Origin of the sequence: Nocardia brasiliensis ATCC 700358, assembly GCF_000250675.2 — a bacterium.
In the GTDB taxonomy this organism is placed as follows: Bacteria; Actinomycetota; Actinomycetes; order Mycobacteriales; family Mycobacteriaceae; genus Nocardia; species Nocardia brasiliensis_B.
Genome location: NC_018681.1, coordinates 1,432,134 through 1,445,085, shown reverse-complemented (window position 1 = coordinate 1,445,085; position 12,952 = coordinate 1,432,134). Strand labels below are relative to the sequence as shown.

General features: G+C 66.7%; 14 protein-coding genes. All 14 read right to left on the bottom strand.

Annotation, left to right across the window (positions count from 1 at the left end):
- Positions 1-78 precede the first annotated feature (78 nt).
- Positions 79-456, bottom strand: coding sequence for a F0F1 ATP synthase subunit epsilon (locus tag O3I_RS06360; RefSeq protein WP_014982073.1), 378 nt, complete (start codon positions 454-456; stop codon positions 79-81).
- Between the two features lie 6 nt (positions 457-462).
- Positions 463-1,911, bottom strand: coding sequence for a F0F1 ATP synthase subunit beta (gene atpD / locus O3I_RS06355; RefSeq protein WP_014982072.1), 1,449 nt, complete (start codon positions 1,909-1,911; stop codon positions 463-465).
- A 98-nt stretch (positions 1,912-2,009) separates the two neighbouring features.
- Positions 2,010-2,981 (bottom strand): F0F1 ATP synthase subunit gamma, encoded by a 972-nt coding sequence (locus O3I_RS06350; RefSeq protein WP_014982071.1) that lies wholly within the window; start codon positions 2,979-2,981, stop codon positions 2,010-2,012.
- 69 nt (positions 2,982-3,050) lie between these two features.
- Positions 3,051-4,688: a F0F1 ATP synthase subunit alpha gene (atpA, locus tag O3I_RS06345; RefSeq protein ID WP_014982070.1), complete on the bottom strand. Its 1,638-nt coding sequence runs from the start codon at positions 4,686-4,688 to the stop codon at positions 3,051-3,053.
- Positions 4,689-4,772: 84 nt separating this feature from the next.
- A complete protein-coding gene (locus O3I_RS06340; protein ID WP_014982069.1) occupies positions 4,773-5,585 on the bottom strand; it encodes a F0F1 ATP synthase subunit delta in 813 nt (270 codons plus the stop codon).
- A gap of 19 nt (positions 5,586-5,604) precedes the next feature.
- Entirely contained in the window at positions 5,605-6,168 is a 564-nt protein-coding gene (locus O3I_RS06335; RefSeq protein ID WP_029903023.1) for a F0F1 ATP synthase subunit B, read from the bottom strand.
- Positions 6,169-6,173: 5 nt separating this feature from the next.
- Positions 6,174-6,422, bottom strand: a complete 249-nt coding sequence (locus O3I_RS06330) for an ATP synthase F0 subunit C (RefSeq protein WP_014982067.1) — start codon at positions 6,420-6,422, stop codon at positions 6,174-6,176.
- A 75-nt stretch (positions 6,423-6,497) separates the two neighbouring features.
- Positions 6,498-7,346, bottom strand: a complete 849-nt coding sequence (gene atpB / locus O3I_RS06325; RefSeq protein ID WP_171904504.1) for a F0F1 ATP synthase subunit A — start codon at positions 7,344-7,346, stop codon at positions 6,498-6,500.
- A gap of 253 nt (positions 7,347-7,599) precedes the next feature.
- On the bottom strand, positions 7,600-8,055 hold the full coding sequence (locus tag O3I_RS06320) for a hypothetical protein (RefSeq protein WP_014982065.1): 456 nt from the start codon (positions 8,053-8,055) through the stop codon (positions 7,600-7,602).
- Between the two features lie 11 nt (positions 8,056-8,066).
- Positions 8,067-9,224, bottom strand: a complete 1,158-nt coding sequence (locus O3I_RS06315; protein WP_014982064.1) for a glycosyltransferase family 4 protein — start codon at positions 9,222-9,224, stop codon at positions 8,067-8,069.
- Positions 9,225-9,276: 52 nt separating this feature from the next.
- A complete protein-coding gene (locus tag O3I_RS06310) occupies positions 9,277-9,942 on the bottom strand; it encodes an L-threonylcarbamoyladenylate synthase (RefSeq protein ID WP_014982063.1) in 666 nt (221 codons plus the stop codon).
- 38 nt (positions 9,943-9,980) lie between these two features.
- Positions 9,981-10,856, bottom strand: a complete 876-nt coding sequence (prmC, locus tag O3I_RS06305; RefSeq protein WP_041562444.1) for a peptide chain release factor N(5)-glutamine methyltransferase — start codon at positions 10,854-10,856, stop codon at positions 9,981-9,983.
- A 25-nt stretch (positions 10,857-10,881) separates the two neighbouring features.
- On the bottom strand, positions 10,882-11,952 hold the full coding sequence (gene prfA / locus O3I_RS06300; RefSeq protein WP_014982061.1) for a peptide chain release factor 1: 1,071 nt from the start codon (positions 11,950-11,952) through the stop codon (positions 10,882-10,884).
- An 87-nt stretch (positions 11,953-12,039) separates the two neighbouring features.
- Positions 12,040-12,276, bottom strand: coding sequence for a 50S ribosomal protein L31 (gene rpmE / locus O3I_RS06295; protein ID WP_014982060.1), 237 nt, complete (start codon positions 12,274-12,276; stop codon positions 12,040-12,042).
- Between the last annotated feature and the right edge of the window lie 676 nt (positions 12,277-12,952).

The following is a 12,952-nucleotide window of genomic DNA, read 5'->3' as shown; positions in this document are numbered from 1 at the left end:
ACCCGTGTATTGAAACGACTGTCGGCGGCGAAGAAGCCTTCGCCGCCGACAGTCTGCTACTCGATTTTCGGTTGTCGCCTAGGCGTTCGCGGTCTGCTCCACCGCGCGCACCTGGGCCTGCGCCGCCAACTGGTCCTCTTCGCTGGCCGCCGAGTCGGCCAGCACGCGACGTGCCGCCTCGACATCGACCTCGTCCGCGAACTCCGCGGACTCGGCCAGGACCCGGACCGTGGTAGCGGTCACCGAGAAGAAGCCGCCGTGCACCGCCGCGACGATCCGCTGACCGTCGGTGTCGACGATGGACACGATGCCACCCTCGACCAGCTGGCCGAGCAACGGCTCGTGGCCCGGCATGATGCCGATCTGGCCCTCGGTCGTCTGCGCGCTGACGAACGTCGCCTGGCCGGACCAGAGCAGTCGTTCGACCGCGACGAGATCAACTGACATTTCCGACATCGGGGACTACTTTCCGGCGATCTTCTTCGCGGCCGCCTCGACGTCGTCGAGGCCACCGCAGGAGTTGAACGCCTGCTCCGGGAAGTGGTCGAACTCGCCCTTGCAGACCCGGTCGAAGTCGTCGATGGTCTGCTCCAGCGGAACCACCGAACCGACCTGGCCGGTGAACTTCTCGGCCACGATGAAGTTCTGGCCGAGGAACTTCTCCAGGCGACGGGCGCGGCCGACGAGGACCTTGTCCTCTTCGGAGAGTTCGTCCATGCCGAGGATGGCGATGATGTCCTGCAGTTCCTTGTACTTCTGCAGGATCCGCTTCACCTCGTTGGCCACGGCGAAGTGCCGCTCGCCGACGATCGAGGCCTCCAGGATGCGGGAGGTCGAGGTCAGCGGGTCGACGGCCGGGTAGATGCCCTTCTGCGAGATCGGGCGGGAGAGCTCGGTCGTCGCGTCGAGGTGGGCGAAGGTGGTCGCCGGGGCCGGGTCGGTGTAGTCGTCGGCGGGCACGTAGATGGCCTGCAGCGAGGTGATCGACCGACCACGGGTCGAGGTGATGCGCTCCTGCAGCTCACCCATCTCGTCGGCCAGCGTGGGCTGGTAACCGACGGCCGAGGGCATACGACCGAGCAGGGTCGAGACCTCGGAACCGGCCTGGGTGAACCGGAAGATGTTGTCGATGAACAGCAGCACGTCCTGGTGCTGCACGTCGCGGAAGTACTCGGCCATGGTGAGGGCCGAGAGGGCGACGCGCATACGGGTGCCCGGCGGCTCGTCCATCTGGCCGAAGACGAGGGCGGTGTCCGGGAGGACGCCCATCTCTTCCATCTCCAGGCGCAGGTCGGTGCCCTCACGGGTGCGCTCGCCGACGCCGGCGAACACGGAGGTACCGGAGAACTCCCGCGCGATACGGGTGATCATCTCCTGGATGAGCACGGTCTTGCCGACGCCGGCGCCACCGAACAGGCCGATCTTGCCACCCTTCACGTACGGGGTGAGCAGGTCGATGACCTTGATGCCCGTTTCCAGGATCTCGGTCTTACCCTCGAGCTGATCGAATGACGGGGGCTTGCGGTGGATGCCCCACTGCTCGCCGTCCCGGCCGAGGCCGGGGGTGTCGAGGCAGTCGCCGAGCGCGTTGAAGACGTGGCCCTTGACGACGTCGCCGACCGGCACCGAGATCGGCTTGCCGGTGTCGGTGACCGGCGCGCTACGGACCAGGCCGTCGGTCGGCTGCATCGAGATGCAGCGGACGATGCCGTCGCCGAGGTGCTGGGCGACCTCGAGGGTCAGGGTCTTGGCCACCGAGGTCAGCGTGATCTCGGCGTGCAAGGCGTTGAACAGGTCGGGGATCGAGCCACGCGGGAACTCGACGTCCACGACGGGGCCGATGACTCGGACGACGCGACCTGTGTTTGCGCCGGTCCGACTCGTGTTGTCTTGGGTGACAGCTGCGGTCATTTGGTTTGGATTCTCTCTGTGTCAGATTGCGGCCTTCGGGGCCCCTGCGTGGTCACGCTCCGCTACCTCCTCCGGGGCCCGTCCCTCAGGCCGCGGCGCTAGTCGCGGTCCGAGCTCGCAGCCAGCGCGTTCACGCCGCCCACGATTTCACTGATTTCCTGGGTGATCTGGGCCTGCCGCACCGAGTTCGCCTGCCGGGAAAGATCAGTGGCCAGTTCGTTGGCGTTGTCGGTGGCTGCCTTCATTGCGGTGCGCCGAGCCGCGGACTCGGATGCCGCTGCCTCGAGCAACGATGAGTAGATACGCGTGTTGATGTACTTCGGCAGCAGGGCCGCCAGCAGCACACTCGCATCGGGCTCGAATTCGTACTGCGCGTGCACGTCCGCCGTCGGCGAATCGGACACGAAATCCTCACCCATGTCGAAGTTCTCATCGACGTAGCTCACCTGGATCGGCGCCAGGCGGCGCACCTCCGGGGTCTGCGTCAGCATCGACACGAACCGCGTGTACACGATGTGGAGCTCATCGACGCCCGCGATATCGCCGGTCCCGTTCGGCGCGGGAACCGTGCCGTCGGAGCCGGCCATGAAGGCCTCGACCAGGTGGTTGCAGGCGGCCGAAGCATCGGTGTACTTCGGCTGCTGCGAGAACCCGGTCCACGACGCGACCGGCGTGCGGTTGCGGAAGGTGTAGTACGTGAGGCCCTTGTTGCCCATCACGTAGATCACCGGTTCCTTGCCCTCGCCCCGCAGCGTGTGCATCAACTCCTCGGCGCGCTTGAGCACGTTGGAGTTGTAGCCACCGGCCATGCCGCTGTCACTGGTGATCACCAGCACGGCGGCCCGGCGCGGGTCGGCCCGCTCGGTCAGCAGCGGGTGGGTCAGGTTCTGCGACGCGCTCGCCAGCTCGCCGAGGACCTTGGTGATCTCCTCGGCATAGGGCTTCGCGGCCGCGACCCTGGCCTGCGCCTTGGAGATTCGCGAGGTCGCGATCAGCTCCTGGGCCTTGGTGATCTTCTTGATCGAATTCACACCACGAATGCGGGAGCGCAATTCACGCAAGCTTGCCATCAGCGGTTCACACTCCCTTCATTCGCTTGCATTGGGTAACCCATGGCTCGCATCAGTCTCGAACCTGGGTCACTTCTCGACGTGCTTGCGAGTGACCGAGAGGGTCTCGACCTCTTCGTGCTCGAGGTCGCCCGCCTCGGCCTCGTTCACGACGCGGCTGCCGTCGGAGGCGAGGAAGCCCTGCTTGAACTTGTCGGTCTCGGCCTTGATCTGGTCGGCGGCCTCGTCCGCGAGCACCTTGCCGCCTTCGATGGTCTTGAAGGCATCGGCCGCGGCCCGGTGCAGGTGCTCGAGCACCTCACGGTTGAAGCGACGGATGTCGGCGACCGGAACCGAGTCGTAGTAGCCCGCGTCGACCAGGTAGATCGAGACGATCTGGTCCTCGACCGCGACCGGCGAGTACTGGTCCTGCTTGAGCAGCTCGACCCAGCGGGCGCCACGCTCGAGCTGAGCGAGCGAGGCGGCATCGAGGTCGGAGGCGAAGGCGGAGAATGCCTCCAGCTCACGGAACTGGGCCATTTCCAGACGCAGCGAACCGGCGACCTTCTTCATGCCCTTGGTCTGCGCGGCGCCACCGACACGGGAGACCGAGGTACCGACGTTGATCGCCGGGCGGACACCCTTGTTGAACAGGTCGGACTCGAGGAAGACCTGGCCGTCGGTGATGGAGATGACGTTGGTCGGGATGAACGCCGAGATGTCGTTGGCCTTGGTCTCGATGATCGGCAGACCGGTCATCGAGCCGGCGCCCATCTCGTCGGACAGCTTGGCGCAACGCTCCAGCAGGCGCGAGTGCAGGTAGAAGACGTCACCCGGGTACGCCTCGCGGCCCGGCGGGCGACGCAGCAGCAGCGAGATGGCGCGGTAGGCCTCGGCCTGCTTGGTCAGGTCGTCGAACACGATGAGAACGTGCTTGCCCTGGTACATCCAGTGCTGGCCGATGGCCGAACCGGTGTACGGCGCAAGCCATTTGAAGCCGGCGGAGTCCGAAGCGGGGGCCGCGACGATGGTGGTGTACTCCAGCGCACCGTGCTCTTCCAGCGCGGTCTTGACGCCCGCGATGGTGGAACCCTTCTGACCGATGGCGACGTAGATGCAGCGCACCTGCTTGGCCGGGTCACCGGAATCCCAGTTGGCCTTCTGCGCCAGGATGGCGTCGATGCAGACCGCGGTCTTGCCGGTCTTGCGGTCACCGATGACCAGCTGACGCTGGCCGCGGCCGATCGCGGTGAGGGCGTCGATGGCGGTGATACCGGTCGCCAGCGGCTCCTCGACGGGCTGGCGCTCCAGCACGGTCGCGGCCTGCAGCTCGAGCACGCGCTGCTCTTCGGCCTCGATCTCGCCGAGACCGTCGATCGGCTGACCCAGCGGGTCGACCACGCGGCCGAGGAACTTGTCACCGACGGGCACCGAGAGCACGTCGCCGGTGCGGCGGACCTGCTGGCCCTCTTCGAGGTCGGCGTACTCGCCGAGGATGACCGCACCGATCTCGCGGTCCTCGAGGTTCAGCGCCACGCCCAGCACTCCGCCCGGGAACTCGAGCAGCTCGTTGGCCATCGCCGAGGGCAGACCGCTCACGTGCGCGATGCCGTCGGCGGTGTCGGTGACAACACCGACTTCCTCGATGGAGGTTTCCGGGGTGTAGCTCTGGGTGTAGCTCTCGATCGCGCTACGGATCTCGTCGGAGGAGATCGTCAGCTCCGCCATGTTCTTCCTGCTCTCGCTGTGTCGAATGTCGGGAGGGGGTCGGCAGCCGGCGAAGCCGGCGGGGTGGGTGAACCCGGGCGTGCGTCAGGCCAGGGACCGACGCAGCCGTTCCAGTCGGCCGATGGCGCTGCCGTCGATCACGTCGTCGCCGACGTGTACGACCAGCCCGCTCAGCAGACTCGGGTCGACCTGCACGTGCACCTGAATCGGCTTGCCGTAGATACGGTGCAACGATGCGGCGAGCCGCTCCCGCTGCTGTGCCGACAGTGCGATGGCCGCGCGGACATGCGCGACGATCTGGTCACGACGAGCCGCTGCCAGGTCGGAGAGCTCGTCGAAAGCCGAGGCGCCGACCGAGCCCTTCTGCCTGGCCACCACCTGTTCTGCCAGGGTGAGGGTGATGGTTTCGGTCTTGCCGTTGAGCAGCCGCTCGATCAGTGCCCGCTTGGCCTCGGCCGGCTTCGTCCGATCGGAAAGGGCCTGCTCCAGCTCGGGGTTGTCGCTGACGATCCGGCCGAGCCGGAACAGTTCGTCCTCGACCGCGTCGAGCCGGCCGGTGTCCGCGGCCGACTCGAGCAATGCCTCCTGCCCGAGCAACACCAGGGTGTCGACCAGGTCGGTGGTCCGGGACCAGTCCTGGGCCACGGCGGTGGTCAGCACCGCCTGCGTGGCCGGGCTGACCTTTCCGCCGAAGACCCGTTCGCTGAGCTCGGCCCGCGCCGAACCCGGCACCGACACGTCCGCGAGCGCAACACGCAGCGAACGCTGGTCGTCCAGCACGGCGACAACGGCGAACAATTCGGAACCCGTTGTGGCCGCGACACTGTCGCTTCCGGTCAGAGCGGCCCTGAGCGCCTCCCGAGACCGGGCGCAGGCCTCGCGGCTCGCTGCGTACATGCTTCTCACTTTCGTGTCGCTACCTTCCGACCCCGATGCCGGCCTTCGACTCGTCATCGAGTTCGGTCAGGAACCGCTCGATGGACGCAGCCTGCTTGGCTTCGTCCGAAACCGACTGTCCGATAATCTTTTCGGCCAAATCTACGGCGGTCTGGCCGAGTTCGGTGCGCAGTTCGGTCAGGATGTGCTGGCGCTGCGCCTCCAGCTGGTGCTGACCAGCGGCGACGATGCGGTCGCTTTCGGCCTGGGCCTCCGCGCGCATCTGCGCGAGGATCTGCTGGCCCTGGGTGCGCGCTTCCTCACGGATGCGTGCCGCCTCCAGCCGGGCGTCGGCCAGCTGCTGCTGGTACTGCTGCAGCGTGAGCTGGGCCTCTTCCTGCGCGACCTCGGCGCGCTTGATGCCGCCCTCGATCTTGTCGGCGCGCTCGTCGAGCACCTTCATCAGACGTGGGATCACGTACTTGTAGAAGAGCACCGCGATGATCGCGACGCAGACCACGGACCAGACGATGTCGTACGTCTCGGGGAGAAGAGGATTCACATCCTCTCCGCTTCCCGCTGCGAGAACAGAGAACTCGTTCATCGGAATCAGAAGATGAAGCCGGCGACGAGGCCGATCAGGGCAAGCGCCTCAGTGAACGCGATGCCGAGGAACATGTTGGTCCGGATGGTGCCCTGCAGCTCCGGCTGACGGGCGATACCTTCGATGGCCTTACCGACGACGATGCCGACGCCGATGCCCGGGCCGATTGCCGCCAGACCGTAGCCGATGGCGCCGTAGCCCTTGATCTTCTCAGAGGTGGTTGCGGCTTCCTGGGCCAGGTACGCGAGGCTCATGAGTCTTCCATTCCCTTTCTGTTGCACACCCGCCGGTCGACGAGGTGTAGCAGGTTTAACGTTCGGTCAGGCAGGTCAGTGTGAATCTGCGTGTTGTGCGAGTCCGATGTAAACGGCGGTCAGCAGCGCAAACACATAGGCCTGCAGGAAGATGACCAACAGCTCGAAGAGAGTGAACGCGAATCCCGCGAGGAGCGAGAAGGGCGAGAACACTTTCATCCACGCGACGGCGTCGAACAAGAAGAACCAGGTAGCACTGAAGAACAGCACCAACATGATATGTCCGGCCAGCATGTTCGCCATGAGTCGGACGGTCAGCGTGAACGGACGCAAGATGAAGGTCGAGACGAACTCGATCGGAATCAGCAGTACGTGGAGCGCAGGGGGCACATTCGGTACCACGATGCTGCTGCGCAGGTACGTAAAGAATCCGTACTTTTTGATGCCGACGTAGTTGAAGGCGACGTACGCGATGACGGCCAGGACCAGCGGCATGCCGATTCGCGCGTTCGACGAGATGTTCAATCCGGGAATGACACCGGAGAAGTTCAGGAACAGGACCGCGAAGAAGATGGTCGCGATGAGCGGGAAGAACTTACGTCCGGATTCCTTGCCCAAAACTTCGTCGCAAATCTGTTCCTTGACGAAGACCAGACCGGTTTCCGCGACGTTCTGCAGCCCGCGCGGGATGAGGCGCGGATTGCGAAAAGCGAGCATCATCACGACAATCAGGACACCGGTCATCAGAAGCCGGATCGCCATCAAACGATCGAGTTCGAACGGCGTACCCTCGAACAGCAGCGCTGGAGGGAAGAAGTCGGTTAGCGATGGCGCGTGGAACTCGCCCGCCAAAGTGGTGACGCTCAGCGTTCTCTCCCGTGTTCGGGCCGTGGGTTCGGTTGATCCCGCGGTTCGATCGGACATTGACGATCAATTTGGGTCGACTCAGGTCGGCTCGAAATTCGTCAGCAGCTGTGCGGCGGGTTGGGATTCCACCTGGCGTCTGTACGTGTGTCGGCGACATCGTCGACATGCAGAACCGGAACCCCTCGGAGCCCGGCACGGCAGTAAGCATAGCGTCACTCGGGGCGGTCGGGGTGACCACCCTTCGCTTGGCAGCTTGCTTACCAACACTTTACCAAGTTATCTACGACAGCGTGTAGGGGGGTGGCGGTTATTACTCGCCGGTAGCTGTGTCGCTCGGCACATCGGGCACCGTCACATACGGAACCTTCTGCCGCAGAACGCCGTACGTCTCCGCGCCGAGCACGATTACCAGCGCTCCGACGACGGTCAGGAACAGTGCGATCCGGTCATAAAAGGCGAATTGATTCAAGATCGCTATAACGATCAGGGCAACCAGCATTTTGCCGACCCAACTGGCCAGCATCACCATGCCCGCGGTGGTCGGCGGCAATTTCGCGCCGAACAACACCACGGCGGCCGTGGTCAGGATGAAGCCCCCGCCGATGGCCGCGCCGAGCAGCGCACCCCACAGGCCGGGCACGCCCGCGACCGCCGTGGCGATCGCGACGGCGAGCACGACCAGCACACCCAGCCCGATCAAGCCGTAGCGCAGCGCCGCCTTCAGCGGGGCGTCCGGACCGGGAACAGGGGTAGGAACAAAGCTCACGACTCCGCACCTTACCCGGAGGGCGGATGGTGCTCGGCTTCCTCCCCGCGCCGCAGGCCGGGGATCGCGGTCACCACGAGGGCGAAGACCAGCCCGCCCGCCATCAGCAGGATGACCAGGCGCCGGTCCATCAGCGCGGTGCCGACGGCGCCGAACGCGAGGATGCCGACCCACAAATAGATGAGCAACACCACCCGCCGGTGCGAATGCCCGATCTGCAGCAGCCGGTGATGCAGGTGCATCTTGTCCGGAGTGGAGAAACTCACACCCGCGCGCACCCGGCGCACGATGGCCAGCACCAGATCCAGCACCGGAATGAACATCACCGCGCCGACCAGCAGCAGCGGCGACAGCAGGCCGACGATGTCGCGCGGGCCGAAGCCCTGCAGCGGGATGCGCCCGGACGCGCTGGTCGAGACCGCGGCCAGCACCAGCCCGATCAACATCGAGCCCGAGTCGCCCATGAAGATCCGGGCGGGCTGGAAATTGTGCGGCAGGAAGCCCAGGCAGGCGCCCGCCAGCGCGGCGGCCAGCAGGGCGGGCGGGTAGGTGTCCACCGAACCGCCCTGCTCGTTCATCAGGCCGAGCGAGAACACGAACACCGCGATCGCGGCGATCAGGCCGAGCCCGGCCGCCAGTCCGTCCAGGCCGTCGACGAAGTTCATCGCGTTCACCAGGGTGACGGTCACCGCGACGGTGACCAGGCCGCCCTGCAGCGCGTCCAGGAACACCGTGGTGTTGTTGAACGGGTTGTAGATGCTGTACCAGCTCAGCCCCATCACGGCCATCACACCGGCGGCGGTCACCTGCCCGGCGAACTTGGTGAGCGCGTCCAGGCCCCAGCGGTCGTCGACGATGCCGACCGCGACGATGATCGTCGCGGCCACCAGCACCGCCGCCGGAATGTTCGGGCTGTAGTCGAAACCCCTTCGCAGCGCGGGCAATTGATGCGCGAACAGCATCGCGCCGACCACCCCGACGTAGATGCCGACGCCACCCATCCGCGGGATCGGTTTGACGTGCACGTCGCGTTCCCGCGGCACTGCCACGGCACCGAAACCGATGGCGAGCGTGCGGATTCCGCCGGTGGCGAGGAAGGTGATCACCGCGGAGATGAGCAGGACGAGCAGCAGCTCCCGCAGGGGGACCACCGCACCGGAACCGGTCATCCGCGGCACCGCCCGAGCATCGGGTCACCCATTCGCGCCGGCGCCTGATCGATCATCGGATGGAGGCGCTGGACAGCGCCTCCGGCGACATGCCGAGGACGTCGGCGATATCGCCGATCGATACGGCACCCTCGCGCAGCACGCGCGGTTGATCGGCGGTCAGGTCGACGATGGTGGAGGCGACGGCGTGCGCGGCGGGCCCACCGTCGAGGTAGGTGCCGACGAGATCGCCGAGTTGCTCGCGGGCCTCCGCGGCGGTCTTGGCGGGCGGCTGCCCGGACACATTGGCGCTGGAGACGGCGAGCGGGCCGACCTCACGCAGCAGGTCGAGGGCGACCGGGTGCAGCGGCATCCGCAGCATCACCGTGCCGCGGGTATCACCGAGATCCCAGGCAAGGGAAGGCGCTTGCTGCACAACGAGACTCAGGCCGCCGGGCCAGAACGCCCGGATCAGCTCCCGCGCCTGCGGGCGCACCGAGAAGACCAGGCCGTCGATGGTGTGCCAGGAACCGACCAGGACCGGCACCGGCATGTCTCTGCGGCGGCGCTTGGCCGCGAGCAGCGAACTCACCGCGGTGGCGTCGAAGGCGTCCGCGGCCAGACCGTAGAGCGTGTCGGTCGGCAGCACGACCAGCCGGCCGGATTTCAGCGCGCTGGTGGCTGCGGTCAGTCCGGCGGCGCGCAGGTCGGGATCCGCGCAGTCGTAGACGGTACTCACCGGACCATCCTGTCACGCGGGCTCGCCCCGACCACCTTTCAGGGGCGATTTGCGACGACGAAGCGTGGTTTGCCCGCTAAGTCCGGATGCTCGACGATGTCGGCGAAATCCGCGGCGGCGAGCAGCGCGGCCAGGTCGGAACCGTTCGCATCGTCGTGTTCGATAGCTGTGCTGCCGCCTGGGCGCAGCAGGCGGGCAATGGTGGGCAGCATGCCGCGGATGACGTCCAGGCCGTCCGGGCCGCCGAACAGGGCCAGGTGCGGGTCGTGGTCGGCCACTTCCGGATCGAGCTGCGCGCCCTCGGGGATGTAGGGCGGGTTGGACACCACGACGTCGACGCGGCCGTCCAGCTCGCGCAGCAGGGCCGGGTCCGTGACGTCGGCGGCGTGCACGACGATCGGGGTGTCCCCGCCGGCACCGCGCTGCTCGGCGTTGCGCCGGACCCACCGCAGCGCCGCCGGATCGAGTTCGACGGCATGGACCACGGCATCGGGCCGGGCATGCGCGATGGCCAACGCGAGCGCACCGGAACCGGTGCACAGATCGACGACGATCGGCGCGTGGTCGTGCGGCAGCGCCGCCAATTGCGCCAGCGCCCAAGCGAACAGCAACTCGGTCTCGGGCCGCGGCACGAAGACACCGGGCCCCACCGCCAGGTCGATATCGCCCATCGCCGCGGTTCCGGTCAAGTGTTGCAACGGAATTCGCTCCGCGCGGCGCGCGACCAGCGCGCGGTACTCGGCCAGCTCCCCCGGCGTGATGAGCGGCGTCATCAGCAATCGGCTGCGCTGCACGCCGAGCACATGCGCGGCAAGGTGTTCCGCGTCGGCTTGCGGACTGTGCACCCCCGCCGCCCGCAACGCCGTGACGGCATCGTTGATGGCGGGGCGCAACGCCACTCTGGTCGTGGACATCTCGCAGACTCTGCCCGAAAGCTCGTTACTCCGCGGCCATTCGGGCCTCGCGGTCCGCCTTGCCCAGCGCGTCCAGCAGCGCGTCCAGGTCGCCGTCCAGCACCGAGTCCAGGTTGTGCGCCTTGAAGCCGATGCGATGGTCGGTGATCCGGTTCTCCGGGAAGTTGTAGGTGCGGATGCGCTCGGAACGGTCGACCGTGCGGATCTGACTGGCCCGGCCCGCCGCCGCCTCCTGATCGGCCTGCTCCTCGGCGAGCGCCTGCAACCGGGCGGCCAGCACCTGCATGGCGCGGGCCTTGTTCTGCAGCTGCGACCGCTCGTTCTGGCAGGTCACCACGATGCCGGTGGGCAGGTGGGTGAGCCGGACCGCGGAGTCGGTGGTGTTGACGCCCTGGCCACCCTTGCCGGAAGACCGGTAGACATCGACGCGCAGGTCGCTCTCGTCGATCTGCACCTCCTCCACCTCGTCGGGCTCGGGGTAGATGAGCACGCCCGCGGCGGAGGTGTGGATCCGGCCCTGCGACTCGGTCACCGGCACCCGCTGCACGCGATGCACGCCGCCTTCGAACTTGAACCGGGACCACACGCCGTCGCGCGCGGCATCGCGGCTCTTGATCGAGAGCGTCGCGTCCTTGTAGCCGCCGAGATCGGACACGGTGACGTCGAGGATCTCGACCTTCCAGCCGTGCCGCTCCGCGTAGCGCACGTACATGCGCGCCAGATCCGAGGCGAACAGCGCCGATTCCTCGCCGCCCTCACCGGATTTCACCTCGAGCACCACGTCGTCGCCGTCGTGCGGGTCACGCGGCGCGAGCAGATCGGCCAGGGCCTGCTCCAGCTCGCCGACCTGGCGTTCCAGATCCGGGACCTCGGCGGCGAACGCCGCGTCGTCGGCGGCGAGTTCCTGCGCGGCGGCCAGATCCTCGCGCGCGGACTTCAGCTTGGTATAGGTCGCCATGATCGGCGCGAGCTCGGCGAACCGCTTGCCGACCCGGCGCGCGGCGCCCGGATCGTTGTGCAGCGCCGGATCGGACAGCTGCGTTTCCAAGCCGGCGTGCTCGGCCAGAATGTCGTCGATCGCGGACGGTTGCGTCACAGCTTCGCTTCCTTCTCTAGTTTCCCTGTCCCCTGACAAAGCACCGACGCCCGGCCTGCAGCGCAGGACCGGGCGTCGGCGAGGAAGCTATTTGGCGTCGGAGTCGGCCTTCTTGCCGGCCCGCTTGCCGTAGCGCGCCTCGAAGCGGGCCACGCGGCCACCGGTGTCGAGGATCTTCTGCTTGCCGGTGTAGAACGGATGGCACTGCGAGCAGACCTCGACGGTGATGTGTCCCGACTCCTTGGTGCTGCGAGTCTGGAAGGTGTTGCCGCAACCACAGACGACCGTGGTGTCGACATACGTCGGGTGGATTCCTGCCTTCATGGGTGTCCTCTCGATATTGGCCGCCGGGTCGCTCGCGCGTGGAATCGCGGGAACGTGAACCGGAGCCGACTTAGGCGGGAGGTCTGCTCGAGTGAGCAGACGCAACGACCGTTCAGTATGCCAGAACTGTCGCTACGCTCCCAAAACACCCCGGGCGGGTGGTTTGTTCCCGCCCTAGGTAGACCCCCTGCCGCTGTCGCCCCAGGAAGTTCGGGCACGCGGATCGTCCCTGTCTCAGGAACCCTGAAGTCGGGTAGTCCGCTACTCACGAACACGAACAGCGACGTTCATAGAGTTGAGACCTCGGGCCGGTTCGCGGCGTGAGCACAGCCCTCGAAAGCGTGAAAGCCATCTCGAGTGTCGAGCGCACATCGGCGTGCCGTGACAGAAGGGAGAACTTGTGAACATCCGAGTCGCGTCCGCGATCTTCGGTCTGCTGCTTCTCGCTGTCGCGGTCGGCTGGTGTGCGTTGCCGGACATTCCGACCACGACTCCGGAAGCCGCCGTCCATGTCGAGACCACGAACACCGCTCCGGAGGGGAGCGCGGTGCCTGGCTCGGCGATCATTCTGGGTTTCATGATCAGCGGCGCGGCCATGATCGGGCTGATGTTCTTCAGCCCGCAGACGCCGAAAGGGCCCCGCGGTGGCGAGGCCCTTTCGGCAGTACAACTCAGG